The sequence below is a fragment of the Pseudonocardia sp. Cha107L01 genome (assembly GCF_052566575.1).
On record NZ_CP199579.1, the window covers coordinates 4,515,665 to 4,539,643 of the forward strand.

Annotated in this window: 24 protein-coding genes; 14 read left to right on the forward strand and 10 right to left on the reverse strand. The window is 72.2% G+C overall.

Annotated elements, in window-relative coordinates:
- Positions 1-100 precede the first annotated feature (100 nt).
- A complete protein-coding gene (locus ACTXG6_RS21270; RefSeq protein WP_445189548.1) occupies positions 101-1,636 on the forward strand; it encodes a hypothetical protein in 1,536 nt (511 codons plus the stop codon).
- 12 nt (positions 1,637-1,648) lie between these two features.
- Here the strand turns inward: ACTXG6_RS21270 and ACTXG6_RS21275 are convergent, their stop codons facing one another.
- Positions 1,649-1,876, reverse strand: a complete 228-nt coding sequence (locus tag ACTXG6_RS21275) for a hypothetical protein (RefSeq protein ID WP_445189549.1) — start codon at positions 1,874-1,876, stop codon at positions 1,649-1,651.
- A gap of 296 nt (positions 1,877-2,172) precedes the next feature.
- On the opposite strand from ACTXG6_RS21275, the gene ACTXG6_RS21280 reads away from it, so the two are divergent.
- Both ACTXG6_RS21280 and ACTXG6_RS21285 read left to right on the forward strand, forming a co-directional pair.
- Positions 2,173-2,439, forward strand: coding sequence for a hypothetical protein (locus ACTXG6_RS21280; protein WP_445189550.1), 267 nt, complete (start codon positions 2,173-2,175; stop codon positions 2,437-2,439).
- Positions 2,440-2,552: 113 nt separating this feature from the next.
- The gene (locus ACTXG6_RS21285) at positions 2,553-3,641 is read left to right on the forward strand and encodes an alpha/beta fold hydrolase (protein WP_445189551.1); all 1,089 of its coding nucleotides are present in this window, start codon (positions 2,553-2,555) and stop codon (positions 3,639-3,641) included.
- Positions 3,642-3,698: 57 nt separating this feature from the next.
- Here ACTXG6_RS21285 and ACTXG6_RS21290 read toward each other — a convergent pair whose 3' ends face one another.
- Entirely contained in the window at positions 3,699-4,019 is a 321-nt protein-coding gene (locus ACTXG6_RS21290) for a putative quinol monooxygenase (protein ID WP_445189552.1), read from the reverse strand.
- Positions 4,020-4,211: 192 nt separating this feature from the next.
- Between ACTXG6_RS21290 and ACTXG6_RS21295 the strand changes: the two genes are divergently transcribed.
- Positions 4,212-5,153: an NAD(P)-dependent oxidoreductase gene (locus ACTXG6_RS21295; protein ID WP_445189553.1), complete on the forward strand. Its 942-nt coding sequence runs from the start codon at positions 4,212-4,214 to the stop codon at positions 5,151-5,153.
- A 114-nt stretch (positions 5,154-5,267) separates the two neighbouring features.
- On the opposite strand, the gene ACTXG6_RS21300 is transcribed toward ACTXG6_RS21295, so the two are convergent.
- The gene (locus tag ACTXG6_RS21300; protein ID WP_445189554.1) at positions 5,268-6,446 is read right to left on the reverse strand and encodes an ROK family transcriptional regulator; all 1,179 of its coding nucleotides are present in this window, start codon (positions 6,444-6,446) and stop codon (positions 5,268-5,270) included.
- A 135-nt stretch (positions 6,447-6,581) separates the two neighbouring features.
- Here ACTXG6_RS21300 and ACTXG6_RS21305 point away from each other — a divergent pair, with 135 nt between their 5' ends.
- Together ACTXG6_RS21305 and ACTXG6_RS21310 are read left to right on the forward strand one after the other, a co-directional pair.
- Positions 6,582-7,685, forward strand: coding sequence for a sugar ABC transporter substrate-binding protein (locus ACTXG6_RS21305; RefSeq protein WP_445189555.1), 1,104 nt, complete (start codon positions 6,582-6,584; stop codon positions 7,683-7,685).
- Positions 7,686-7,750: 65 nt separating this feature from the next.
- Positions 7,751-8,479, forward strand: a complete 729-nt coding sequence (locus tag ACTXG6_RS21310) for an ATP-binding cassette domain-containing protein (protein WP_445190065.1) — start codon at positions 7,751-7,753, stop codon at positions 8,477-8,479.
- Positions 8,480-8,502: 23 nt separating this feature from the next.
- Here the strand turns inward: ACTXG6_RS21310 and ACTXG6_RS21315 are convergent, their stop codons facing one another.
- On the reverse strand, positions 8,503-9,771 hold the full coding sequence (locus ACTXG6_RS21315; RefSeq protein WP_445183717.1) for an IS110 family transposase: 1,269 nt from the start codon (positions 9,769-9,771) through the stop codon (positions 8,503-8,505).
- A 223-nt stretch (positions 9,772-9,994) separates the two neighbouring features.
- Here ACTXG6_RS21315 and ACTXG6_RS21320 point away from each other — a divergent pair, with 223 nt between their 5' ends.
- The 3 genes from ACTXG6_RS21320 to ACTXG6_RS21330 all read left to right on the forward strand — a co-directional run bounded on the left by ACTXG6_RS21320 (position 9,995) and on the right by ACTXG6_RS21330 (position 12,765).
- Positions 9,995-11,260 carry a sugar ABC transporter permease gene (locus ACTXG6_RS21320; RefSeq protein ID WP_445189556.1) on the forward strand — a complete coding sequence of 422 codons (1,266 nt, stop codon included), beginning with the start codon at positions 9,995-9,997 and terminating at the stop codon, positions 11,258-11,260.
- Positions 11,257-12,183, forward strand: coding sequence for an ROK family protein (locus ACTXG6_RS21325; protein ID WP_445189557.1), 927 nt, complete (start codon positions 11,257-11,259; stop codon positions 12,181-12,183). Before ACTXG6_RS21320 ends, ACTXG6_RS21325 begins: the two co-directional genes overlap by 4 nt.
- Positions 12,184-12,408: 225 nt before the next feature.
- Positions 12,409-12,765, forward strand: coding sequence for an MmcQ/YjbR family DNA-binding protein (locus ACTXG6_RS21330; RefSeq protein WP_445190066.1), 357 nt, complete (start codon positions 12,409-12,411; stop codon positions 12,763-12,765).
- A 29-nt stretch (positions 12,766-12,794) separates the two neighbouring features.
- Here ACTXG6_RS21330 and dapA read toward each other — a convergent pair whose 3' ends face one another.
- Positions 12,795-13,652, reverse strand: a complete 858-nt coding sequence (dapA, locus tag ACTXG6_RS21335) for a 4-hydroxy-tetrahydrodipicolinate synthase (RefSeq protein WP_445189558.1) — start codon at positions 13,650-13,652, stop codon at positions 12,795-12,797.
- Positions 13,653-13,830: 178 nt separating this feature from the next.
- Here dapA and ACTXG6_RS21340 point away from each other — a divergent pair, with 178 nt between their 5' ends.
- Both ACTXG6_RS21340 and ACTXG6_RS21345 read left to right on the forward strand, forming a co-directional pair.
- A complete protein-coding gene (locus ACTXG6_RS21340; protein WP_445189559.1) occupies positions 13,831-14,985 on the forward strand; it encodes a serine hydrolase domain-containing protein in 1,155 nt (384 codons plus the stop codon).
- A 98-nt stretch (positions 14,986-15,083) separates the two neighbouring features.
- The gene (locus ACTXG6_RS21345) at positions 15,084-15,932 is read left to right on the forward strand and encodes a fumarylacetoacetate hydrolase family protein (RefSeq protein WP_445189560.1); all 849 of its coding nucleotides are present in this window, start codon (positions 15,084-15,086) and stop codon (positions 15,930-15,932) included.
- A gap of 428 nt (positions 15,933-16,360) precedes the next feature.
- Here ACTXG6_RS21345 and ACTXG6_RS21350 read toward each other — a convergent pair whose 3' ends face one another.
- The 4 genes from ACTXG6_RS21350 to ACTXG6_RS21365 all read right to left on the reverse strand — a co-directional run bounded on the left by ACTXG6_RS21350 (position 16,361) and on the right by ACTXG6_RS21365 (position 19,375).
- Positions 16,361-16,633 (reverse strand): helix-turn-helix domain-containing protein, encoded by a 273-nt coding sequence (locus ACTXG6_RS21350; protein WP_445189561.1) that lies wholly within the window; start codon positions 16,631-16,633, stop codon positions 16,361-16,363.
- Between the two features lie 134 nt (positions 16,634-16,767).
- Positions 16,768-17,541 carry a hypothetical protein gene (locus ACTXG6_RS21355; protein WP_445189562.1) on the reverse strand — a complete coding sequence of 258 codons (774 nt, stop codon included), beginning with the start codon at positions 17,539-17,541 and terminating at the stop codon, positions 16,768-16,770.
- Between the two features lie 4 nt (positions 17,542-17,545).
- Complete coding sequence (locus ACTXG6_RS21360; RefSeq protein ID WP_445189563.1) at positions 17,546-17,707, reverse strand: hypothetical protein; 162 nt, start codon at positions 17,705-17,707, stop codon at positions 17,546-17,548.
- 117 nt (positions 17,708-17,824) lie between these two features.
- The gene (locus ACTXG6_RS21365; protein ID WP_445189564.1) at positions 17,825-19,375 is read right to left on the reverse strand and encodes an ArnT family glycosyltransferase; all 1,551 of its coding nucleotides are present in this window, start codon (positions 19,373-19,375) and stop codon (positions 17,825-17,827) included.
- A 205-nt stretch (positions 19,376-19,580) separates the two neighbouring features.
- Here ACTXG6_RS21365 and ACTXG6_RS21370 point away from each other — a divergent pair, with 205 nt between their 5' ends.
- Both ACTXG6_RS21370 and ACTXG6_RS21375 read left to right on the forward strand, forming a co-directional pair.
- Complete coding sequence (locus tag ACTXG6_RS21370; protein ID WP_445189565.1) at positions 19,581-20,918, forward strand: sensor histidine kinase; 1,338 nt, start codon at positions 19,581-19,583, stop codon at positions 20,916-20,918.
- Complete coding sequence (locus ACTXG6_RS21375) at positions 20,915-21,565, forward strand: response regulator (protein ID WP_445189566.1); 651 nt, start codon at positions 20,915-20,917, stop codon at positions 21,563-21,565. The genes ACTXG6_RS21370 and ACTXG6_RS21375 overlap by 4 nt, the downstream gene beginning before the upstream one ends.
- 803 nt (positions 21,566-22,368) lie before the next feature.
- Here the strand turns inward: ACTXG6_RS21375 and ACTXG6_RS21380 are convergent.
- Positions 22,369-23,130 carry a DUF4097 family beta strand repeat-containing protein gene (locus tag ACTXG6_RS21380; protein ID WP_445189567.1) on the reverse strand — a complete coding sequence of 254 codons (762 nt, stop codon included), beginning with the start codon at positions 23,128-23,130 and terminating at the stop codon, positions 22,369-22,371.
- Between the two features lie 140 nt (positions 23,131-23,270).
- Here ACTXG6_RS21380 and npdG point away from each other — a divergent pair, with 140 nt between their 5' ends.
- Complete coding sequence (npdG, locus tag ACTXG6_RS21385; RefSeq protein WP_445189568.1) at positions 23,271-23,972, forward strand: NADPH-dependent F420 reductase; 702 nt, start codon at positions 23,271-23,273, stop codon at positions 23,970-23,972.
- Positions 23,973-23,979: the final 7 nt, after the last annotated feature.

Sequence of the window (23,979 nt, forward strand, 5' to 3'; positions counted from 1 at the left end):
AGTAGCGTTGCGTGGTGCGCATTCTGTGTTCTCGGGCCGATCAGCGGCTCGGCCGTGCCGTCCGGGAGCGGTGCGCCGACCCGTCGCGGGAGGGTCGGCGATGACCCGGACGCTGGCTCGCCAGGACTCGTCCGCGCAGGCCCCGGACCCGATCGGCGACGGTCGGGACCGCGGCACCCGGCGGATCATCGCGCTCGCCGTGATGGCCACCGTGGCCGCCTCGCTGCTCGCCGCCGCGTACGGCCCGTCCGCCGCCTACGGCTTCGTCGGCGGCGCCTTCGCGATCGTGCTGCTGGTCACCTCGGCGCTGTACCCGATCTTCGCCACCTATGCCTACCTGATCACGCTGCCGATCATCGCGGGCATCGACCGGGACACCCTGCTGCCACTGGTGCGGCCGAACGAGGGCCTGCTGGCCGTGGTGGTGGCCGGGGCGGTGCTCGGCGCCTATCTGCGTTACGTGCGCGGCGATGCGATCCGGCCCCGGTTCTATCCGCTGATCGACGTTCCCCTCGCGGTCTTCCTGCTCGCCTCGACGGTGTGGCCGCTGGCCTCGCTGACCCTGCGCGGCCTGATCCCGGGGTCGGACGAGCTGGCCGGCACGCTGCCGATGGCCAAGCTGGTCGGCATCTACTTCCTGGTCCGGTACACCGTCACCACCGAGCAGCGGATCATGCGCACGATTCGCTTCATCGTCTGGCCGGGCGCGGTGGTGGCACTCATCGCGGTGCTGCAGACACTCAAGTTCGGGCCGGTCCTCGCGCTGCTGGACACCTTCTGGAACAGCGGGTCCGGCGCGGCGGACACCCAGGACCTCAGTGAGCGGGGCAGCGCCACCCTGGGGTCGCCGATCGCGACCGGAGACGTGATCATCATCTCCCTGGTCCTGGTGCTCTGCTGCGGTGCCCGGGGCCTGCTCGGCAGGCGCGAGCGGCTGATCCTGGCCATGTTGCTGAGTACCGGGGTGCTGGCCGCCGGCCAGTTCTCCACCTGGATCGCCACCGCGGTCGCGTTCGCGCTGCTGGCCTGGCGCTTCCCGGACCTGCGCCGGCAGGCCAGGCGGTTCGCCCCGCTGGCACTGGTCGCACTGGTGATCGGCTTCCCGGCCTTCGTCGGGCGACTGTCGGGCATCGGGGAGAACGGTTCGTTCCTGCCGGAGCCCGAGCAGGGCCGCCTGGACAACCTGGCCCACATGTACCTGCCGCACTTCAACTGGGTCACCACGCTGATCGGGGTGTCGCCGAACGAGGTGCTGCAGGCCCCGGAGCGCTGGCGTGAGGTGATCTACCTGGAGTCCGGGGTGCTGTACTTCCTGTGGGTCGGCGGCATCCCGCTGCTGGCCGCGTTCATCTGGCTCTCGGTGCGCACGCTGCGCTCGGTGAAACCCGCACTGGGCCACCCAGGTCCGTTCGGTGCGGCGGCGTCGTCCCTGGACATCGTGTGGCGGTTCCTGCTGGTACTGACGTTGATCGACCCGCACCTTCAGCTCCGCGGTACCGGCGACCTCATCTTCACACTGCTCGGCATCGTGGCAACCGGGCTGGACCAGCGTGGCCTCACCAACGAACGGCACGGGCTGCCCTCGTTCATGATCGGTAGACCGCGCGCGGTAGAGCCGGCCGTCCCGGCGGGCTAGCGGCGGCCTGACTCAGGTCAGCTGCCAACCGATCAGGCTGGCCACCGCCCACAGGCACAGCACGGTGACCAGCGGCAGCCAGACCAGTAGCAGCACGGTCAGCACCACCCAGCTCAGTGCGCTGCTCCGCGTCCGGGCCGCCAGGCTGTAGATCGCCAGCGCCGGGACGCCGCAGAGCACCGCCCAGACCAACATCCCGGCAACGCCGAGGAGGGTCTGCCAGAGCGGCACGCCATCCATCCGAGTCCTCTCATCGGCTTCCCAGTGTCCGCCTCGGTTCGCCGCTCACACAGCCCGTCGGGCTCGGCACAGCGGCCTGGGCCGCTGTGCGGGCATGACCCGGGCTGTGTGAGCGCCCAGGTAGAAGTTGCTGTGCGTGGTTGTGGTCACCTACTTGGGCCATGGGATGGGTGTTTGTGGGTGCCTGCGCGGCGCGCCGGCGGTAACGCTAAGGGGCTAATTGTGAGTCTTCCGACCGTCTTTCATCCATGTGGGTGTTCGGGTGACGGGCAACGGCACCTTAAGTTCAGAGCATCATGTACGGGGATTCGTTGGGGCTTGCCGAGTATCAGCCAGTGGTGGCCGCCTATCTGGGCGGCCCGAGTAGTCGAGCGGTCCGTCGCCATGCGCGCCGGCACGGACAGCTGACGTTCGCCGACCAGCTCGCATTCTGGCGAGCTCACCGGTTCGGTCGCCAGTGCTCCCGCGATGCGATCCACGCCGGGTGGTCGGCACACGTCCGGGTCACTCTGGTGCTGGTGTTCCTGGCGGCCGGGTTGACAGCGGGTGCGGTCTTCGCCTGACCGTTCACTCGGACCGGGGACGCAACTTCGGGTAGTCGTACCTGAGCCCTCAACCTCTCGTTTCTCACTGCGGGTGCACGCTTGTGTGCGCTGCGTGAGCACGGGGGTTTGGTATGCGCAACTGGGCAGCGCGGCTCATCGGGGCGGTAGCAGCGGCCGGCGCACTCTCCACCGTGGTGCTCATCGGCACCGCGGCGGCGAACGACAACTCCGACGACATCGTGACGGTCCCGGTGTCGTTCCAGGTGAGCAACGTCAACCACTCCAAGGTCGCCTGCACGTCCGACGGCAGGCGCTACACCGTGCGCGGCAACATCGTGGCACCCCGCTCCGTCCTGTCCGGCGACCACCCGGCGCTGACCATCTACACCCACGGGCTGTCCTACAACGGTGCGAGCTTTTTCCACTTCACCGACGTACCGGGCTACGACTACGTGACGGAACAGGCCAAGAACGGGCACGCCTCGCTCGAGTTCGACCTGCCCGGCTACGGCGACAGCGACGTGCTCAAGGACGGCCACCAGCTCTGCTACGGCTCGGAGGCGACGATCATCCACCAGATGATCGGCCAGCTGCGTTCCGGCCACTACGACACCGACGGCGAGGACCCGGTCGCCTTCCGCAAGATCGCGCTGGCCGGGCACTCCGCCGGCGGCTTCACCGTGCAGGCCGAGGCCTACTCGTTCCACGACATCGACGAGCTGATCGTGATGTCGTTCGCCGACCAGGGATTCAGCCCGCTGCTGCTGACCACCACCGGCGTCACGACCCTGCGCTGCACCCTCGGCGGGGACCCGAAGCCCGGCGACCCCGGCACCACCGGCTACGCCTACTTCGGGCAGACCGACGCCGACTACCGGGCCGGCCACCTGCACAACACCGACCCCGACGTGGCTGCCGCGGCGACCGAGAACCGGGTCAAGGACCCGTGCGGCCGGATCGGCTCGGCCGTTCCGAACGCGGCCAGCGACATCGCCCTGCTGGCCACCGTGCACGTGCCGGTGCTACTGGTCTACGGCAAGAACGACGCGCTGTTCCAGGACAACCCGGTCGGCACCCCGCTGCAGAAGGCCCACTACCTGGGCAGCAACGACGTCAGCAACATCTTCCTGCCCGACACCGGCCACGCGCTGACCCTGGAACGCACCGCGCCCCAGATGCGCGAGCAGGTCTCGGACTGGCTGGACCGGCACGGCCTCTGACCGGCGAGCCGCCCGGCCGGTCTCCGGCCGGGGCGGCTCGGCTTCGGTCCGGACGCGCTAAGCGATGCGGCCCAGGGTGACGATGGTGATCTCGCCGTCCACCAGCTCGGTGGCCGCCCTGGCGGTCGTCTCCCGCAGAATCGGGGACTTCGAGTGCTGCTGGAGGAACTCGGCGCTCTCCCAGTTCTCGTAGAAGTAGAAGACGGCCGGGTCCTGCACGCCCTGGTACAGGTCGTAGTTGACGTTGCCCGGCTCCGTCTTGGTCGGCTCGACCAGCGACTCCAAGGCCGCGCGCAGCTCGTCCTCCTTGCCCGGTTTGGCCCGCATGGAGGCGATCACGGTCAGCAGGTCGCGGTTGGTGTCGGTCGGGGTGGTCACGTGGTTCGCTCCTAGGGTGTCCGCTCCGGCGTGGCTGATCTCCGGACCGTACCGGTGCCCGGGTGGGCCGGCCGGGTCTGCCGCCGGTCGGGCCTGAGGGCGGTCGGCGGCTGGTCGGCGGGTTCACCGGCCGGCGGATAGCCTGGTCCGGACTGGCTGATCCCCAGCCGGAACCGTGGAACCGGAGGTTCGGTGAAGGTCCTCTACCCGACGAACGTCGACCGCGCGCCCGACGTCCCCGACGACGTCGAGCTGGCCCGGTTCGACCCGAGGGCGCCGATCCCGGCCGAGCACCACGACGCCGAGGTGCTGGTGAGCTGGGGGAGCACCACCGAGCTGATGCGCGCCGCGGCCGGCCAGCTGACGAAGCTGCGCTGGGTACAGGGCCTGGCCGCCGGCCCGGACGACATCCTCGCCGCCGACTTCCCGGACGGCGTGCGGATCAGTACCGGCCGCTCGCTGCACGACGACACGGTCGCCGAGCACGCGCTCGCGCTGATCCTCGGCGGCCTGCGCGGGCTGAACCTGCTGGTAGCCGCGCAGCCGGAGCACACCTGGCGCGCCGACCTCGGCGGGCCCCGCGTCGAGCAGGCCGACGGGCGCCTGGAGACGCTGGCCGGGGCGAACGTGTTGATCTGGGGCTTCGGTGCGATCGCGGAGCGGCTGGCGCCGATGCTGACCGCGCTGGGCGCCCGGGTCACCGGGGTCGCCCGCTCCGCGGGCCGGCGGGCCGGCTACCCGGTGATCGCCACCGAGTCGCTGCCGGGGGCGCTGCCCGGGACAGACGTTCTGGTGATGATCCTGCCGAGCGCGGCGGACACCCGGGACGCGCTGAACGCCGAGCTGCTCGCGCTGCTGCCCAGCCGGGCCTGGCTGGTCAACGTCGGCCGGGGCACGACGGTCGACGAGGACGCGCTGGCCGACGCGCTGCGCGCCAACTCGATCGCGGGCGCCGCGCTGGACGTGTTCCGCACCGAGCCGCTGCCGGCCGAGTCGCCGCTGTGGGACCTGCCGAACGTGATCATCACACCGCACACCGCCGGCGGCCGGCCCCGCGCGGCGGCCGCCCTGTTCGCCGAGAACCTGGCCGCCTACCGAGCCGGGCGCCCCCTCCGCAACGAAATCACCCGCTAGTCGCCGCCCCCGTCCATCGGCGGCACAGACCTGGTGCCACCCGCACAGACCGTGCACAGGCTGTGCGGGCGGCACCAGGTCTGTGCGAGCCGACCTCGCCGCGCGGCGCCAGCCTCAGGCGCCTCGGGGACGGCGGTCGAAGAGCAGGTCGCGGGCCACCTCGAGTGCCCTGGCCACCGCGCCCTGTAGCACGCCGCTGTCGCCGAGCGCGCTGGCCACGATGTCCGGCCGCAGCGGCCCGAGCTCGGCGATCCGGCCGGAGATGGCGTCGGAGAGCACGTCCAGGTTGCGTCCCACGCCGCCGCCGAGCACCACCAGGTCCGGGTCCAGGATCGCGGTGACCGCGGTGATCAGCGCCCCGATCCGACGGCCCTCCGCGATCACGATGGCCTGCGCCAGCGCGTCGCCGTCGGCCGCCGCCGCGAACACCTCCCGGGCCGAGCGGACCGGCAGCCCGGCCTCCTGCGCGGCCTTGACCACGCCGCCGGCAGAGGCAATCGCCTCGGTCGGGCCGCGCTGCCGGGCGTCCAGCGCCGGCACGCTGAGCTCGGCGGCCGGCAGGTAGGAGACCTCGCCGGCGGCGCCCCGGCCGCCGACGTACAGCGCGCCGTTGATCACTATCCCCATGCCGACGCCGGTGCCGATGGAGACCAGCACGAAGTTGCGCACGCCCTGGCCGGCACCGCGGGCGAGCTCGCCGACGGCGGCCAGGTTGATGTCGTTCTCGATCGCCGACTCCACCTGCAGCGCGGCGCGCAGCTGGTCGACGAGGCCGGGCCGGCCCCAGCCGGGCAGGTTCGGCGCGAAGCCGAGCGTGCCGGTGACCGGGTCGAGCACCCCGGGGCTGCCGATCACCGCGTAGCTCACCGCGGACCAGTTCACCCCGGCGTCGCGGGCCACCTGGTGGGCCAGTCCCTGGACCCGGCGCACCAGGTCGGCGGAGGACCGGGCCGAGTTGCGCACGTCGTGGCGCCCGATGAACTCACCGCGCAGGTCGGCGATCGCCAGCCGGATCCAGTCCCGGCCGATGTCCACGCCGGCGACCAGGCCGGCCCGGGTGTTCATGTCGTAGATCGCGGTGGTCGGCCCCGGCCGGCCGGACAGCGCGCCGACCAGCCGCACCAGACCCGCCGCTTCCAGGCTGGCCAGCGCCGAGGAGACCGTCGGCTTGGACAGTCCGGTGACCTTGGCCAGCTCGCCGCGGCTGGCCTCGCCGTGCTCCCAGAGATGGTCGAGCAGCAGTCGCTCGTTCATCGTCCGCAGCAGTTGGGGGTTGCCCACCTGGGCTCGCATCCTCGTCCTTCCGCTGTTGCCGGCCCGCTCGACCACCAGAGTCGCGCAAAGGGTAGACATCAACCAAGTCAGTAAACTACCTTTCTTATCAACGCTCAATCGGGCGAACGCCACTCGAACCGAGAGGGTGAAGCCATGCGTCGAGGATTGCTCGCCACCGCCGCGGCAGCCGTGGTCCTGCTCGCGGCCGGCTGCGGAGGAGGCGGCGGAACCGAGGGCGGCACCGCCGGCCCGTCGAGCGGAGCCGCCGCCGCGCCGGCTCCCACCATCGCGCTCTTCCTGCCCGAGTCCAAGACCACCCGGTACGAGGCGTTCGACCGGCCGCTGTTCCAGGCCAAGGTCAAGGCGCTCTGCCCGGACTGCAAGGTGCTGTACGCGAACGCCGACCAGGACCCGGCCAAGCAGCAGGGCCAGGTCGAGTCCGCGCTGACCCAGGGCGCCCAGGTGCTGGTGCTGGACGCGGTCGACGCCGCCGCGGTCGCGCCGCTGGTCAACGAGGCCAAGCAGAAGAAGATCCCGGTGATCGCCTACGACCGGCTGATCTCCGGCATCGGCTACGACTACTACGTCTCGTTCGACAACGTGAAGGTCGGCCAGGTCCAGGGCCAGGCGCTGCTGGACGAGCTGACGAAGCGCGGCACCGTCGCCAAGGGCCAGATCGTGATGCTCAACGGCGCGCCCACCGACCCGAGCTCGGGCGACTACAAGAAGGGCGCGCACCTCGCGCTGGACGGCAAGGTGCAGATCGGCCGCGAGTTCGACACCCCGGACTGGAGCCCGGACAAGGCCCAGCAGGAGACCGAACAGGCCATCACCGCACTCGGCCGGGACGCGATCGTCGGCGTGTACTCCGCGAACGACGGCATGGCCGGTGGCGCGGTCGCGGCGCTCAAGCGCGCCGGCTACCCGACCATGCCACCACTGACCGGCCAGGACGCCGAGCTGACCGCCGTACAGCGGATCCTCACCGGCGACCAGACCATGACGGTCTACCTGAACATCCGCTCGCAGGCGGAGAAGGCGGCCGAGCTCGCGGTCGCCCTCGGCAAGGGGGAGCACCCGGCCGCCCCGACGAAGGTCAACAACGGCACGGCCGACATCCCCGCCGTGCTGCTGGACCCGGAGGTGGTGACCAAGCAGAACATCAAGGACACCATCGTGAAGGACGGCTTCTACACCGGCGCGCAGATCTGCACACCGGACGTGGCGGCGGCCTGCCAGCAGGCCGGCCTGCAGTGAACCCGGTCGTGACCCCAGACACCAGCTCGACCGGGGCCACCCCTGATCCCGCGCCCCGGACCGAGATGCCGTTGGTCCTCTCCGTCCGGGGCGCGACCAAGCGGTACGGCGCGGTGCAGGCGCTCGGCGGCGCCGACCTCGACCTGCACGCCGGCGAGGTGGTCGCGCTGGTCGGCGACAACGGGGCCGGCAAGTCCACCCTGGTCAAGGTGATCTCCGGGGCGGTCCAGTCGGACTCCGGCACCATCACCTTCGAGGGCCGGCCGGCGCGGATCGGCCGCCCGCAGGACTCCCAGGCGCTCGGCATCACCACGGTGTTCCAGGACCTGGCGCTCTGCGAGAACCTCGACGTGGTGGCCAACCTGTTCCTGGGCGCGGAGTCCCGCCACTACGGCGTGCTCGGCGAGATCCCGATGGAGCGACGGGCCCGTGACCTGCTGACCTCGCTGGACGTGCGAATCAAGGATGTCCGGTCGCCGGTGGCCGCGCTGTCCGGTGGGCAGCGGCAGTCGGTGGCGATCGCCAGGGCGCTGCTCGGCGACCCCAAGGTGGTCATCCTGGACGAGCCGACCGCCGCGCTCGGCGTGGAGCAGACCGCGCAGGTGCTCGGGCTGATCGGTCGGTTGCGCGAGCGAGGCCTCGCGGTGCTGCTGATCTCGCACAACCTCGCGGACGTGCGCGCGGTGAGCGACCGGATCGTGGTCCTGCGGCTGGGCCGCAACGCAGGCACGTTCGAGACCCGGGCGGTCAGCCAGGAGACGGTCGTCGCGGCAATCACGGGGGCTGGGGCATGAGACACCCTCTGTCAACCACGCGGTCAGGCTGCGTGCCCGAGGGCTCGGTTGCGGTTGGCGACGTGCACGGCTTCGTTGTAGGGGACGCCTTTGGTCAGGCAGTGCCAGAGGATTTCCAGCCATCGGTTGCTCAGGGCTCGCAGAGCCGCGTGGTGGCTTTTTTTGGCAGCGATTTTGCTGTCGTAGAACTCCCGCGCCCAGCCGCTTCTGGTGAGGCTGCAGAACGCCCATTGATGGACCGCTGCGCCGAGGTAGTGGTTGTGCGCCAGCCGGCGGGCAACGACAAAATCGCTTTTCCCCGACCGGCGGGTGACCGGGGCGGAGCCGGCGTAGCACTGCAAGCCCGCGGGGCTGTCGAATTGAGTGATGTGTTCGCCGATCTCGCCGGCGACCCGAGCTGCGAGACGGTCACCCAGGCCGGGGAAGCTCAGGTAGATCTCCCCGCCCGGGAAGGCCTTCCCCGGGTCGGGGTCCTTCACGGTGTGATCGCGTCCGGTGCGGGGCCCGCCCAGCAGCAGCTCGGCCATGCGTGCTTCCCAGCCGCGGCGGGCCTCGTGCAGGGCCAGCAGCTGGACCGCCGCCAGGCGGATGCCGGCGGCCTTGGCGCGCACGAGGTAGTCCCGGGTCGGCAACGACGGCGCGGCGAGCGCGGCGGTGACGCGGTCGGCGAACGTTTCGGGCCAGCCATGCCGGCCGCCCCGGGCGAACGCGACGAGCTCGTCTCGGGAGGCTTGGGCCAGCTCAGGCTGGGTGGGCCATTGCTGCAGCAGCCGCAACACCGTCGGTGCACCCAGGTCCTTACCCGCCAGGGCCAGCGCGGCGGGGTAGGTGGTCTGCAGGTCCGCGCGCAGCCGGTTGAGCAGCCGACGCTGATCGCGGGCGGCGCGCTCGTCATCGCGGCCGATCGCGCGCAACTCCCCACCGACCTGCCCGTGTGGGATCAACGTCTTGAGCGCGGCGTGCCGATCCAACGCGAGCAGGCAACAGATTCGGGCGTCCTCGGCATCGTCCTTCTTCCGGGCCGGACCTCGCCGGCGCGCGACCAGATCGGGGTTCACCGGAACCACGGTGAACCCGGCGTCGACCAGCGCTTCGACCAGCAACCCGTGGCGAGTCTCCAGCACCACCCGCACCTCGGCCGGGTCAGGTTCCAGCCGCAGCGCACGCTCGATCAGCGCGGCGACTCCAGTCGGTCCGTGATCGATGCGGAACTGCTCGACCACCCCTTTCTCCAGTGTTCCCAAGGCGATGTCATGAAACTCTTCCGCCCAGTCGATACCAATTCCCAGCACTGGTCCCCCTTCCGCCGTGAACATGATGCTCGGCGGACCGGGAAAGCGCTGCGTCGTGCTGATGAACCAGTCCTCGCGGGACTACACCCTCCTGGACGTCAGGCCTTCACCGGAGCCCGGCAGGGGCGCCGTCTCATGACAGTCCTCAAAGGACAAGCGAACCAAGCGCTCCCCGCCGGGATCCACCGTGCGAAAGGAAGGTAGTGCCATCAGCGAGTCGTCGGTGCACACATCGGTGCAGACAGAGGTGGCGGGCGAGGTGACCGGCAAGTCGACGGAACGCCCGGCCGGCACCGACCAGCCACCCCAACCACCGAGGACCAACCTGTTCGAGGCGGCCAGGGACCGGCTGCGCCGAGGTGACCTCGGCTCGATCCCGGTCGCGGTCGGGCTGGTCCTGATCGCGGTGGTGTTCTCCTCGCTGAGCTCGCACTTCCTGGCACCGGAGAACCTGACCAACCTGGCCCTGCAGATGGCCGCCACCGGCACCATCGCGCTGGGTGTCGTGCTGGTGCTGCTGCTCGGCGAGATCGACCTGTCCGCCGGTTCGGTCAGCGGGCTGTGCGCCGTGGTGATGACGCTGCTCGCGGTGCACCACGGCTGGAGCCCGGTGCTGGCGGTGCTGGGTGCGCTGGCCGCCGGCGCCGCGGTGGGCCTGCTGCACGGGCTGATGCGGACCAAGCTGAGCATGCCCTCGTTCGTCGTCACGCTGGCCGGACTGATCGGCTGGGAGGGGCTGATGCTCTTCCTGCTCGGCGACGAGGGCACCATCAACCTCCCGTTCGACCGGGGTATCGCGCAGCTGTCCGACACCTGGATGCCACCGGCGGTCGGCTGGCTGCTCGTGGTGCTGCTGGCCGGCGGGCACCTGGCCGCCACCCTGGTCACCCGGCGGCTGCGGGCCCGCGCGGGGCTCTCCGTGCTGGGTGCCGGTTGGGTCGCGGTGCGTTCCGGCGGGCTGGTCGTGCTGCTGGGGGCCGCGGTACTGGTGCTCAACTCCGACCGGGGCGTGCCGCTCACGCTGGTGATCTTCGGCGGGCTGGTGGTCGGCCTCGACCTGGTGCTGCGCCGGACCGTGGTCGGCCGCCGGATGTACGCCGTCGGCGGCAACGCGGAGGCGTCGCGGCGGGCCGGGATCAACATCACCCAGGTGCGGATCATGGCGTTCATGGGGTCGTCGATGCTGGCCGCGGTCGGTGGCATCCTCGCCGCGTCCCGGCTCGCCGCGGTGAACCAGAGCTCCGGGGGCAGCGACATCCTGCTCAACGCGATCGCCGCCGCCGTGATCGGTGGCACCAGCCTGTTCGGTGGCCGGGGTCGGACCTACGCCGCGCTGCTCGGCATCCTGGTGATCCAGTCGATCACCAACGGCATGCTGCTGCTCAACGTGAACTCCTCGGTGCGGTTCATGGTGACCGGTGCTGTCCTCGCGGTCGCGGTGGCGATCGACTCGCTGGCCCGGCGCGGCGCCGCGGACGGGGTCCGGTGAGCACCAACGTCACCGACTACGTCCTGGCCGTCGACTTCGGGGGCACCAAGGCGCACATCGCGGCGATCGACGGGGCCGGCCGGACGCTGGCCGCCGAGCGGCTGGCCATGCACTCCGAGCGGGGCGCCGAGCAGGCGCTGGTCCGCACGCTGGACGCCGCCCGGGCGCTGATCGCCGGTGTGGGCGCGGAGCGGTTGAGCGCGGCGGGGGTGGCCAGCCCGGGCATCGTGCGCCGCGACGGCGTGCTGCTGGCGCCCAACGTGCCGGGGTGGTCCGGGCTGCGGCTGCAGGACCGCTTCGAGGCTGCGCTGGGGGTGCCGACGGTGTGCGCCACCGACGTGAAGGCGGCGACCCTGGCCGAGGCCCGCTGGGGACGGCTGCGCGACCTGAGCTTCGGCATGCACGTCAACCTCGGCACCGGGCTCGCCGTGGGGGTGGTGGCCGGCGGCGGTGTGCTGACCGGTGCGCACGGCTCGGCCGGCGAGATCGGCTACAACCTGCGCCGGGTGGACGACGAGGCCGGTCCGCTCGCCGGGCGGGCCCCGCTGGAGGAACGGGTCGGCGGGCGGGCGATCGGGCTGCGCGGGCGGGCGGTGGGCGGGCACGGCGACGCCGAGTCGGTGTTCACGCTGGCCGAGACCGACCCGGCGGCGCGGGCCTTCCTGGCGGAGACGCTGGGTGAGCTGGCGGTGCACCTGGCCAACGCCGCGATCCTGATCGACCCGGAGCGGATCACCGTCGGGGGCGGCCTGGTCGGGTCGGCGGACCGGGTGCTGCCGGTTCTCGCCGAGGTGCTGGACCGGGCGGTGCCGTTCCCGCCCGAGCTGGTGGTGGCCCGGTTCGCCCAGGACGGGGCGCTGGTCGGCGCAGCCGCGCTGGCCTGGGACGCACTGCGCGACGGCGGGCTGCGCGCGGTCAGCTGAGCGTCACGGTGCGGGGGAGCGGACGCCTTCCCCCGGGGCGCTACCTCGGTCGGGTTGCTGAAGGGGGAACCCGACCGGGGTAGCACTCGGCCCACACCATGCGGCGGGTGCACTGACTACGCTCGGGTGCCCATCGGGTCGAAACACGGGGGTGCCGCCGTGGTCTCGTCGAGTGGTGGCGCGGTCGAGCCGGAACAGGAGCCGTCCGGTGGGCCGGATGCCGAGCTGGCCGGGGCGCTGGACCGGCTGCGCGCGCTGTGCCTGGCGCTGCCGGAGGCCACCGAGCGGCTCAGCCACGGCGAGCCGACCTGGTTCGTGCGCGACCGGAAGGTGTTCGTGACCTTCGCCGGCCGGCACCACGACGACCGGGTGGCCTGCTGGTGCGCTGCCGCCGCCGACGAGCGGGACGCACTGGTCGGCGAGGACCCGGAGCGGTTCTTCGTGCCGCCCTACGTGGGCGGGCGGGGCTGGCTCGGGGTGTACCTGGACGTGGACCGGGTGGACTGGGCGGAGCTCGGCGAGATCGTCCGGGAGGCGTACCGACTGATCGCACCGAAACGGCTCGCCGCGCTGCTCGAATAGAGCTGGCCGCGGCGAGACCGGTTGAGCCCTCAGGCGGAGACAGTGTCCAGCAGGCCGGCGCGCTCCAGCGCCCCGCGCACGGCGGCGGTCTCGGCCTCGTCGGCCTCGACCAGTGGCAGTCGCAGCCCGCCGACCCGGTGCCCGAGCAGGCTGAGCGCGGCCTTCACCGGGATCGGGTTCGTGGTCACGCCCATGGCGCGGTAGACCTCCTGCAGCGAGGCGTCGATCTCGGCGCGGTGCTCCGGCTCGTCGACCATCCGGTGCATCTGCTCGCCCACGATGTGGCTGGCCACCAGGATGCCGCCGCAGCCGCCGAGGTCCAGGGTGCGCGCGAAGATCTCGTCGTTGCCGGCGTAGAGGCCGAGCCCGTCGACCAGGGCGAGGTTGGCGTTGTTGGCCTGCTTCACGTACTCGACGTGCTCGATCTGACCGAGCTCGGCGAGCAGCTCGTTGGGCAGGTCGAGCACCACCCGGGACGGGATGTTGTACAGGATGATCGGCTTGTCGGTGGCCCTCGCCACCTCCTGGTAGTGCGCCACCAGGCCGCGCCGGTTCGGCTTGTTGTAGTACGGCGTCACCGACAGCACGGCGTCGACCCCGAGCTCGGTGGCCCGCTCGGTCAGGTGCACCGCGTGCTGGGTGTTGTTCGACCCGGTGCCGGCCACGATGGTGGTGCCCGCCGGCCGGTTCTGACAGGCCAGCTCGATCACCCGCAGGTGCTCGTCGTCGTCCAGCGTGGAGGCCTCGCCGGTGGTGCCGCAGACCACGAAACCGTCCGACCCGTGTGCCGCGAGGTGGTGCAGCAGATCGACGAACGCCTCCTCGTCGACACCGAGGTTGTCATCGAAGGGCGTGATGATGGCGGTGAGCACCGAACCGAGCGACATGCTGGGAAGCTAACCTCCTGCCCGCCCGCGTGTCGAGCCGCCGGGTGCCCAGTTGCAAGACTCACAGCTCGGTGCGGGGTCCGCGGCGCCCTCAGCTGGATCTTGACCCCTACGCGCGAGCGCGCCAGGGTGGGACACGTCACAGCACGGGTCACCGTTCGCGCCAGGAGGCAAACGAATGTCCGCAGCCATCGACCATGTCCTCGCCCGTGCGGTCGAGGCCGGCGACGTACCGAACGTCGCGGCCATCGCCGCGGACCGGGACGGCCTGGTCTATGAGGGTGCCGCCGGGCCGAGGGCGGTGGGCCAGGACGACCCGATCGGTCCGGACAGCATGCTGCGGATCGCCTCGATGACCAAGATGGTGGCCACCGTCGCCGCACTGCAGCAGTCCGAGCGCGGCAACCTCGAGCTGGACGCCCCGGTGGACAACTACCTGCCCGAGTTCGCCGACCTGCACGTGCTGGAGGGCTTCGACGGCGACACCCCCAAGTTGCGCCCGGCCGGTGCCAGAGCCACCGTCCGGCAGCTGATCACGCACACCTCCGGGCTCTCGTACTGGTTCTGGAACTCCGACATCAAGCGGTGGGGCGAGGTCACCGACACGCCTACCGTGCTGGCCGGGCAGAGCTCGACCTTCACCGCGCCGCTGGTGGCCGACCCGGGCACCCGCTGGGAGTACGGCGTCAACACCGACTGGCTCGGCCGGGTGGTGGAGGCGGCCAGCGGCCAGTCCCTGGATGCCTACCTGGACGCGAACGTGCTGGGCCCGCTGGGCATGCACCACACCACGTTCCTGATGACCGAGGAACAGCGGGCCAACTCGGTGCCGGTGCACCTGCGCGGCGAGGACGGCGAGTGGGTGGCCACCGACGTCGACTGGAACCAGGAACCCGACTGGTGGTCCGGCGGCCACGGGCTCTACTCCACCCCGCGCGACTACCTGGCGTTCCAGCGGATGCTGCTCGGCGGCGGTGCCCTCGGTGATGCCCGGATCCTCGAGCGGACCACCGTCGACGCGGCGTTCACCAACCAGATCGGCTCGCTGGACTTCCCGGCCTCGATCAGCACCGCCGACCCGCAGACCACCTTCGGTTTCGACGCGGGGCCCGGGAACAAGTGGGGCCTCGGGCTGCTGCTCAACACCGTCCAGGAGCCGGGCAAACGGGCGGCCGGCAGCGGGGCGTGGGCCGGCATCTTCAACACGCACTTCTGGGTCGACCCGAGCAGCGGCGTCACCGGCGCGATCTACACCCAGTTCCTGCCGTTCGTCGAGCCTCGCGCGATGAAGATGTACGCCGACTTCGAACAGGCGCTGTACGCGTCGCTGTAGCCGATCCGTCGTGCCTGTGATCCCTAAGGTTCGCCCGGCCGGCCGACCGGACGACGGGTAGGTTCGGTGCGGACTGTTCGGGCTAGGGCGGGAGCGGGATGAGGCTGGCGACGATCCGTACCGAGTCGGGAACCCGGGCGGTGCGACTGGATGCCGACCGCGCCGTGGAGACCGGGGATGCCGACGTCGGTGCCCTGCTCCGCGGCGCCGACTGGCGGGACCGCGCCGCGGCCGCCGCTGGTCCGACCTACCCGCTGGACGGCCTGGACTACGCGCCGCTGGTGCCCACCCCAGAGAAGATCATCTGCGTCGGCGCGAACTACCGCGACCACATCAAGGAGATGGGCCGGGAGCCTCCGCCCTACCCGACCCTGTTCGCCAAGTTCCCGCCCACCCTGATCGGCGCGTACGACGACGTGCTGCTGCCGGCCGTGTCCGAGGCGGTGGACTGGGAGGCCGAGTTGGCGGTGGTCATCGGGAGGCCGACCCGGCACGTCACCGCCGAGCAGGCGCCGGCCGCGATCGCCGGTTACACCGTGCTCAATGACGTCTCGGTGCGCGACTACCAGAACCGGACGCTGCAGTGGCTGCAGGGCAAGATGTTCGAGGCCACCACCCCGATCGGCCCGGCACTGGTCACCCCGGACGAGCTGTTCAGCGGCGCCGACCCCTCGGCCGGGCTCAGCGCGGAGATCACCACCGAGGTCGACGGTGAGGTGCTGCAGCGGTCCGACACCGACCAGCTGGTGTTCGGTGCGTACATGCTGATCGCCTACATCTCCGAGATCGTCACGCTGAACCCCGGCGACGTGATCGCCACCGGTACCCCGGGCGGTGTCGGGCACGCCCGCAAGCCGCCCAGGTACCTGACCGACGGCGCGGTGCTGACCACCCGTATCGCCGGCGTCGGCGAGCTCCGGAACACCTGCCGCAAGGAGAAGGTCTAGCCCGTGAGTGGCGAGTGGTCCTATCGGGCCACTCGCCACTCACGAGGTACACCGCGCAGGGGCCTTGTACGCGGCGCGCGGTGCCGTGGTGCGCGGTGCGGTGCGGTGCGGCCGCGCACCTTGCGACATCACGTCGCGCATCTCCCGTGGACGTCGCGCATGGTGCGAGGTGCGCGACGTCCACGCAAGGTGCGCGGCGTCGCCGCCGAGTTGTTCACAGCCGCCGAGTTGTTCACAGGTGACCGACGCAGCGTGAGCGCAGGTCCGCTCGCGGGCCCGTACGACTGGTCCCCGGCCCGCCTGGCCTGGCCCCGCCGGCTCGCCCGGCCCGGCCTGGCCTGCCTGGCCTGCCCGGCCCGCCCGGCCTGACCCGCCCGGCCCGTCCGGCCTGACCCGCCCGGCCCTGCCCGGCCCGCCCGGCCCCTCGGCTACCCGGCTCGGCGGTCGGCGCTCGGCGAGGGTAGGTAGACGTCGCTGACCATGGCGTCCAGCGACAGCCCCAGCGCGGCGGCCAGGGCGGCGACGGTGAACAGCGCCGGCGTCGGCACCCGGCCGGACTCGATCTTGCGCAGTGCGTCGACGGAGACGCCGGACGCGATGGCGACCTCCGTCATCGTGCGGGCACCCCGTGCCTCGCGCAGCAGTGCGCCCAGCCGGGCACCCCGTGCGCGGTCCTCCGGAGTCAGCGGTGGGCGAACCATAACTGTGATAGTAATACCGGATAGTTATCTGCTCAAGGCGACCCCGGAGGCATCGGGCACACGATGGCCATCACCTCGGCCGGCCCGGAGATCCTGACGCTGGCCTGACCGTCCCCGCGCGGGTACAGACCAGCTCAGTTGTCGGTGAGCCGGACCAGTTGCCGCTGCACCTCGTCAAGGCGGGCCTGCAGCAGCGCCACCTCGGCGGTGAGTACCGGCACCAGCTCCGCGTGCGTGACGCCGTCCAGCGCCGGCGTGGCGGCCGCGCTGTGCGGCGTGCCACCGCTGACCTGCGCCGCGGCTTCCGCCGTGGCCTCCGCGCTCAGGTCGAACGGCCGCACCGGGTCGTACGGGCGGGCGGTGTCGTCCTGGGTCACCGCAACGCCACCGAGCAACCGGGCGAAGCCGGCGAGCGGCAACCCCGGGCGTGGGCCGGCGCAGGCCGGGCAGACCGCGACCACCCGCCGCCAGCCCACCGAGCCGGCGCCGGTCTCCACGAACACGGTGGCCGCGTGCCCGCACCCGCATCGGCCGACCCGTACCAGGGTCACCCGTTGCTTCGCGTAGCGCAGCCCTCGCTCGTAGCGCATGAACCGACCGGACGCGGTGATCTCCAGGAGCACCGCGTACCGGTAGTCCGGATCGCAGGCCAGTGCTCTGGCGTCGTCCAGGGTGTGCACGCAGTAGAACCCGCAGTCGCACCACCGGGACGGGCTCTGGTGCCGGCCGCCCTGCGCGCACTCGGCGTCCGCGACGACCTCGTAGACGTTGGCCCGACCGAGGGTGACCCCGCCGAAGCCGGCGCGCGTGCCGTCCGCCGACACCATCGGGTGCGCCAGCTTGAACCCGCGCAGTGGCGCGGTCGGCTGTTCCTTGGGGGTCCGCCGGACGGGCAGCCAGCCCGCCATCGGATTAGCGGCTGGCCTGCGCGACGGCCGGCACGGGGGCCGACTCGGTGTCCGGGAGCGCGCTGACCCGCTCAGCAATCGGCGTGGCGGGCTCCGCGACGAGTGGTTCCTCGGCCGAGGGGTGTTCGACGACCTCGCCGACCGACAGCATCTTCCCGAGCTTCATCCCAGCCTCCGTGGGGTAAGGCATGCCTGCGTGTCCTCAAGGCTGAACCGCCGGCTCGCGGATGTCCAGAGGAAGCGGCTGTGCGTTTCAGCCGGCGCCGGTTTCAGCGCACCGGTCTCAGCCGGCGTGCAGCACCGGCCACATCCATGACCAGGGTTCGCGCCGGCCACTGGCCAGCCACAACGGGGTGTCGCCGGGGACCGCGCCGGCGCCCGGCGTCCCGGCGGGGACGGTGCCCAGTTCGCGCAGGTTGTCGAAGTATGGCCGGATCCTGACCGGATCGCCGACGTAGAGCACCGAGTCGGCGTCCTCCGGGGGAGCACCGAAATACCAGAAGCCGCCCTGCGCGGAGTACACCCGGGGCAGCCCTCGGGCATCGCCGAAGCGGTCCAGCGCGGCGGCCGCCCAATAGCTCTGGGTGACGATCACCACATGGGACCGGGCCGCCCGCGGCAGCGCCAGATAACGCCCGGCCACCCCGTCCGCGAACGCCGGCCAGGTCGAGTCCCCGGGGCGGGGGCCGAGCTGACGGTCGAACGGGCCCCGGCCGCTGTACTGGGCCAACCAGGTCGCCGGGGTCAGCGGCGAGTGTGGCCAGCCGAGCGATCCGGACAGCCCGGCCATCCCCGGCAGCGCCAGCAGGGTGGACAGCGCCAGCACGGGCCAGCTCGGCAGCCACCGCCAGGCCCGGGGCAGCGGGCGCCGCTCCAGCGAGACGGCGGCCGCCGCCCACAACACCGGGAACAGCCCGGCGACCGGGTACGGCCGGAAGTCCAGGGCCAGGAACGTCGCGGTCACCCCGATCGCGGTCCAGCCGAGGAAGGCGTAGCGGCTCAACTCGCTGCAGCGCAGCAGTTGCGCCGCGCCGTAGCAGGCACCCGCCGCGCCGGCCAGCACGCCGGCGGACAGCAGAAGCACCGGCAGGAACGTCAACTTCGCGTTGATCGCCGGTTCGACGGCCTGCCATGCGGTGTGCCGGGGCCAGCCGTTGCGGGCCTGCCAGATCAGCCCGGGCACCGTGGTGAGCGCGGCCAGTGCGCCGGCCGCCCAGAGCCGGGAGCGGGTGGCAAGCTGCCTCGGCCCGACCGTGAGCAGGGCGACACAGAGGACCACCCACAGCGCCGCGATCATGAAGTCGGACTGCAGCGCCACCGCGGTGACCACACCCAGGCAGATCGGCAGCCGGTCGTCCCCGGTGCGTGCCCAGCGGACCAGCAACCAGCAGAACACCGCCCACAGGAAGACGCTCACCGTGGTGGTGGTGAGCAGGTAGCCGGTGCCCAGCACGAACGCCGAGCTCGCGTACACCGCCGCGGCCAGTACCTGGGCGTACCTTGCGCCGCCCAACTCGCGGGCGGTGAGCGCGGTGACCACCACGCCGGCCGCGCTGAGCAGGGTGGCTGGCAGCCGGGCGCCGACCGTGCTGCCGCCGGTGACCGTGTCGGCCAGCCGCGCCAGCAGCGGGAGCAGCGGCGGCCGGTCGAGGTGGCCCCAGAACAGGTGGTCGCCGTCGACCAGGGTGGCGAGCTCGCCGCCGGTGAGGCCGGCCCGCCAGCTCAGTGCGAGCAGCACCAGACCGACCGCGACGGCCATCGCCAGCACCGGAACGCCGGCCAGTGGCGCGAGCTCACGGCCGCCGCTGCGGTCCCTGGTCGATACCGCCCACATGCCGCGAGTCCCCCTAGATGGTTGCGCTCTCACTATTTGAGCCCAGAGCACCCCGCGCTGTCAGCCGGAAAGGTCGGGCGCCGGCGTGTCGAAGGTGTGGCCGGCCCGAGCGCGCTGCGACTTTCGTCGGGTGGCCGGCGCCCATCAGAGGTGTTTGTGCTGGCTGGCCGGGCCGCCCCTGGTGCTGGTGGGTACCGTTTGCGAAGTGAACCATCCGACACGCGCCAACTGGCGGCCGGGGTTGTGGGCCTCCCGCCGGGAGGCGACGTTCGACGTCGTCGTGATGCTGCTCGTCATGGTCCTGCTCGTCGCCCTGATGTGGCAGACGATGCAGCTGCACGGCTACTGGGGCCTGGTGATCCAGTGCGCCGTCGCATCGGTGCTGCTGGTCCGGCGGATCGCCCCGCTGACCACGCTGCTGCTGATGGTGATCAGCACGATCGCACTGGTCGGCGTCGCCCAGTGGGCGCCGGATCTGCTGCTGGCGATCATCGGCGAGCGGGAGCAGGGCTGGATCCTGCTCGCGGTGCCCTTCGCGGCCTACAGCGCGCTGGCCTACGGCCGGGACCGCCGGCGCGCCTGGATCATGGTCGGTGTGATCAGCCTGATCGGGGCGCGGGCCTGGGAACCGTCGGTTTCGCTGCCCGTCGAGATGGCGATGATCGTGGTGCTGCCCGCGCTGCTGGGCGTCTACGTGGCGAACCTGACCGAGCGGGCCGAGCGCGCCGAGCGGGACCAGCACCGGCTGGCCGAACAGGCCCGGGTGGAGGAGCGGGTACGCCTCGCCGCCGAGATGCACGACGTGGTCACCCACCGGGTCAGCCTGATGGTGCTGCAGGCCGGCGCGCTCGGGGTGACCGCGACCGACGCCGCCACCAGGGCAGCCGCCGAGGACCTGCGGGCCGCCGGCTGCCAGGCCCTCGAGGAGCTGCGCGACCTGGTCGGGGTACTGCGGTCGGCGCCCGGTGAGGCCGCCGAGGACTTCGCACTGCCCCGGGCCGGCGGTCAGGCCGCGGCGCCCGACTTCAGCGAACTGCTCGCCGAGTCGGAGTCGGTCGGGGTGGCGGTCGAGCTGGAGCAGCACGGCAACCCGGAGCTCGCCTCGCCGGTCGTCGGCCGCACCGCCTACCGGGTCGTCCAGGAGTCGCTGACCAACGTGCGCAAGCATGCACCAGGTGCGACCGCGCGGGTCACCATGCAGTTCGGGCCGGACCGGGTGCGGCTGACCGTGCGGAACACCGCGCCGGAGCACAACGGCGACGAGGCGTTGACCGCGAGCGGCTCCGGCACCGGGCTGCTCGGCCTGCGCCAGCGCGTCGAGCTGGTCAGTGGCTCGCTGTACGCCGGGCCGACCGAGGACGGCGGGTTCGTGGTGGACGTGACACTGCCGGCCTACGTGCCCACCAGGGAGAAGCCGGTGACGGCGCCGCTGTCCGGTGAGTCGCCGGCGCACCAGGGCGAGGAGCACCGGGTCGGGTTGCCGGACCGGGTCCGGCTGGTCGGCAGGTCGGTGCGGGCGCACCGGGTCCGGGGGGACGCATGATCAGGGTTGTGGTCGTCGACGACGAGCCGATGGTCTGCGCGCACCTGCGCACCATCCTGGGCTCGGCGGACGACATCGAGGTGGTGGAGGCCGCCCACGACGGAGCGGCCGGTGTCGAGGCCGTGGTGCGGCACCGCCCGAACGTGGTGCTCATGGACCTGCGGATGCCCGGGGTGGACGGGTTGACCGCGATCGCCCGGATCGCCGCGCTGCCGGACCCGCCCACCGTGGTCGCGCTGACCACGTTCGACGCCGACCAGTACGTGATCCGTGCGCTGCGCGCCGGGGCCGCCGGGTTCCTGGTCAAGTCGACACCGCCGGAGGACCTGATCGGGCTGGTCCGGGTGGCCGCCGACGGGCACACCGTGCTGTCCCCGGCCGCCGCCCGCCGGCTGGTCGCCGCCTCGGCCGACGAGCACGCCAGCAGGGACCGCGCGCTGGCCCTGATCCGCGAGCTCACCGACCGCGAGACCGACGTGCTGACCTGCCTCGGCGAGGGCCTTTCCAACGCGCAGATCGCCAAGCGGCTGTTCCTGTCCGAGACGACGGTGAAGGGGTACGTGTCCCGGATCCTGGTCAAACTGGACTGCGAGAACCGCACCCAGGCCGGCCTGCTCGCCTACGACGCCGGGCTGGTCTCCCGCTGAGCTGCCGCCCCCCGCGGTAGCTCGGCGCGGGGTCGGGCGCGGGGGAGGTTGGCGGGCGTCGGTGCGGGGCCGCTCTTGCGCGCGGTCCGATTGCGCCGAGTTCAACCACAGCCGGGTCGGCGACGCGTTCACGGCCGCCATGGTTGAACTCGCCGAGCCGAGCCGAGCCGAGCCGAGCCAAGCCGAGCGGGCCGAGCCGAGCCGAGCCGTGCGGGCGAGGCGGCGGATCACCCGCCATGCGTGCCCGGGGTTGCCGATGGCCACTCGCTCGCCCGCGCCTGAACCGGCCGCCTGTTACCGAGCTGCACACGGTGCACGTTCTGGTCGCCGCAAAACCTGCACCGTGTGCAGCTCGGTAACACGTCGCGCGGCCGCGCCGTGCCGCGCCGTGCCGCGCCGCGCCGCGCCGTGCCGCGCCGTGCCGTGCGGGCCGCGCCGTGCCGTGCGCGCCGCGCCGTGCGCGTCGCGCCGAGCCGCGCGGCCCGAGCCGAGCCGAGCCGCGCCGCGCCGCGCCGCGCCGCGCCGTGCCGTGCGCGCCGCGCCGTGCCGTGCGCGCCGCGCCGTGCCGTGCGCGCCGTGCCGTGCGCGCGCCGCGCCGTGCGCGTCTCGCCGAGCCGCGCGGTCCGAGCCGCGCCGCGCCGCGCCGTGCGGGCCGCGCCGTGCGCGCGCCGCGCCGCGCCGCGCGAGCCGCGCCGCGCCGTGCGGGCCGCGCCGCGCGGGCGAGCCGCCGGTGCCAGCGGTCACACGCTGCGCGGGCCGAGCTGCGCTGGCCGAGCTGCCGGCGTCGGCAACCAGGCGCGGGGTCAGCCGTTGCTGATGTCGATTCCGCCGGCGTTCGTCCTGGCCTGGATCTTGTGCGTCGAATTGTCGGCCTGGCTGACCTCGACGTCGGGGTGGCCGGTGCTGCTGTCGGCCTGGACCGCGTAGCTGTTGCCGGCCGGTACCTGGATGTCGATGCCGCCCGCGTTGCTGGTCGCCTGGACCTGGTCGGGTGGCTGGTTGAACTTCAGGTCCACACCGCCCGCGTTGGTCTTGGCGGTGACGCTCTTGGCGACCAGGGCCCGGCCCCGGATCCCGCCGGCGTTGGTCTTCGCGTCGATGGCGCCGGACATTCCGGTCACCGCGATCCCACCGGCCTTGGTGGACAGCGTGACGACCGTTGCGGCGGGTGCCTTGATGTCCCAGGCGACCTCGCAGTGACCGTTGATCGCGCGTTCGTGCTGGCAGCCGGTCTCCTCGAGGGCCAGTCCGTCACCGCTGACATTGTGGCTGGTCGCCGGTTTGTCGTCGCTGTAGGTGAAGGCCTCGGTGACCGAGATCGGGCCGTCCGCCGCGGTGACGGTGACCCGGCCGCTGCGCCCGTCCAAGGTCAGCTTGGCGACGTTCTGGTCGATCAGGTAGGTCGTCTGCTCGGTGTGCGCGCCGTCGGCCGAGGTGGACCCCGGGCCGGAGCTGGAGCTCAGGTCGGAGCTGGAGCCGTTCTGCGTCGACGGGCCGCAGGCCGCGGTGCTCAGCACGGTAGCCAGCACGACGGTCAGCACGGCGGCCATCCCGAGCGGTGTCACGGCGGGCCGGCGGCGGCGCGGAGAACGGGGGAGCGGGGAGCCAGTCACGGCGGCATTAAACCGGCGGCGCCCGGACCGGCGGTCACCGGGAGTCGGTCCGTAAGGTGGACGGAGCTGATCTCGTGATTGTGGAGGACATCGTGACGGAGCCGGCGGCAATCCCGGACCTGAAGACCCAGACCATCGGCGTGCTGGGCGGCACCGGTCCGCAGGGCAAGGGCCTGGCGCTGCGCTGGGCGGCCGTCGGGCTGCGCGTGGTGATCGGGTCGCGCAGCGCCGAGCGCGCCGAGCAGGCTGCCGCCGAGCTGGCCGAGGCCGCCGGGCTGCCCGCCGGCACCGACGTGATCACCGGGGCGGACAACGCCGGCTGCGCGTCCCAGTCGGACATCGTGCTGGTCGCGGTGCCGTGGGACGGGCACGACGCGCTGCTCACCTCGCTGCGCGAGCCGCTGGCCGGCAAGATCGTGATCGACTGCGTGAACCCGCTGGGCTTCGACAAGCAGGGCCCGTTCCCGCTGGACGTCAAGGAGGGCAGCGCCGCGCAGCAGGCCGCCGCGCTGCTGCCCGACTCGACGGTGACCGCCGCGTTCCACCACGTGTCGGCGGTGACGCTGGCCGACCTGTCGGTCTCCGAGATCGACCTGGACGTGCTGGTGCTCGGCGAGGACCGGGCGGCCACCGACCAGGTCCGCGCGCTGGCCGAGACGATCCCCGGGGTGCGCGGCGTCTACGGCGGCCGGTTGCGCAACGCCGGCCAGGTCGAGGCGCTGACCGCCAACCTGATCGCGATCAACCGCCGCTACAAGACGCACGCCGGGATCCGGATCACCGACCTGCCGTGAGCCGCGA

Coding starts and splice junctions, on each gene's coding strand:
- ACTXG6_RS21365 (WP_445189564.1), bottom strand. CDS start 19,375: ATGTGGGCGGTATCGACCAGGGACCGCAGCGGCGGCCGTGAGCTCGCG.
- ACTXG6_RS21355 (WP_445189562.1), bottom strand. CDS start 17,541: ATGGCGGGCTGGCTGCCCGTCCGGCGGACCCCCAAGGAACAGCCGACC.
- ACTXG6_RS21350 (WP_445189561.1), bottom strand. CDS start 16,633: ATGGTTCGCCCACCGCTGACTCCGGAGGACCGCGCACGGGGTGCCCGG.
- ACTXG6_RS21300 (WP_445189554.1), bottom strand. CDS start 6,446: ATGCGAGCCCAGGTGGGCAACCCCCAACTGCTGCGGACGATGAACGAG.
- ACTXG6_RS21270 (WP_445189548.1), top strand. CDS start 101: ATGACCCGGACGCTGGCTCGCCAGGACTCGTCCGCGCAGGCCCCGGAC.
- ACTXG6_RS21280 (WP_445189550.1), top strand. CDS start 2,173: ATGTACGGGGATTCGTTGGGGCTTGCCGAGTATCAGCCAGTGGTGGCC.
- ACTXG6_RS21285 (WP_445189551.1), top strand. CDS start 2,553: ATGCGCAACTGGGCAGCGCGGCTCATCGGGGCGGTAGCAGCGGCCGGC.
- ACTXG6_RS21375 (WP_445189566.1), top strand. CDS start 20,915: ATGATCAGGGTTGTGGTCGTCGACGACGAGCCGATGGTCTGCGCGCAC.
- ACTXG6_RS21340 (WP_445189559.1), top strand. CDS start 13,831: ATGTCCGCAGCCATCGACCATGTCCTCGCCCGTGCGGTCGAGGCCGGC.
- ACTXG6_RS21310 (WP_445190065.1), top strand. CDS start 7,751: ATGCCGTTGGTCCTCTCCGTCCGGGGCGCGACCAAGCGGTACGGCGCG.
- dapA (WP_445189558.1), bottom strand. CDS start 13,652: ATGTCGCTCGGTTCGGTGCTCACCGCCATCATCACGCCCTTCGATGAC.
- ACTXG6_RS21360 (WP_445189563.1), bottom strand. CDS start 17,707: ATGAAGCTCGGGAAGATGCTGTCGGTCGGCGAGGTCGTCGAACACCCC.
- ACTXG6_RS21345 (WP_445189560.1), top strand. CDS start 15,084: ATGAGGCTGGCGACGATCCGTACCGAGTCGGGAACCCGGGCGGTGCGA.
- ACTXG6_RS21275 (WP_445189549.1), bottom strand. CDS start 1,876: ATGGATGGCGTGCCGCTCTGGCAGACCCTCCTCGGCGTTGCCGGGATG.
- ACTXG6_RS21305 (WP_445189555.1), top strand. CDS start 6,582: ATGCGTCGAGGATTGCTCGCCACCGCCGCGGCAGCCGTGGTCCTGCTC.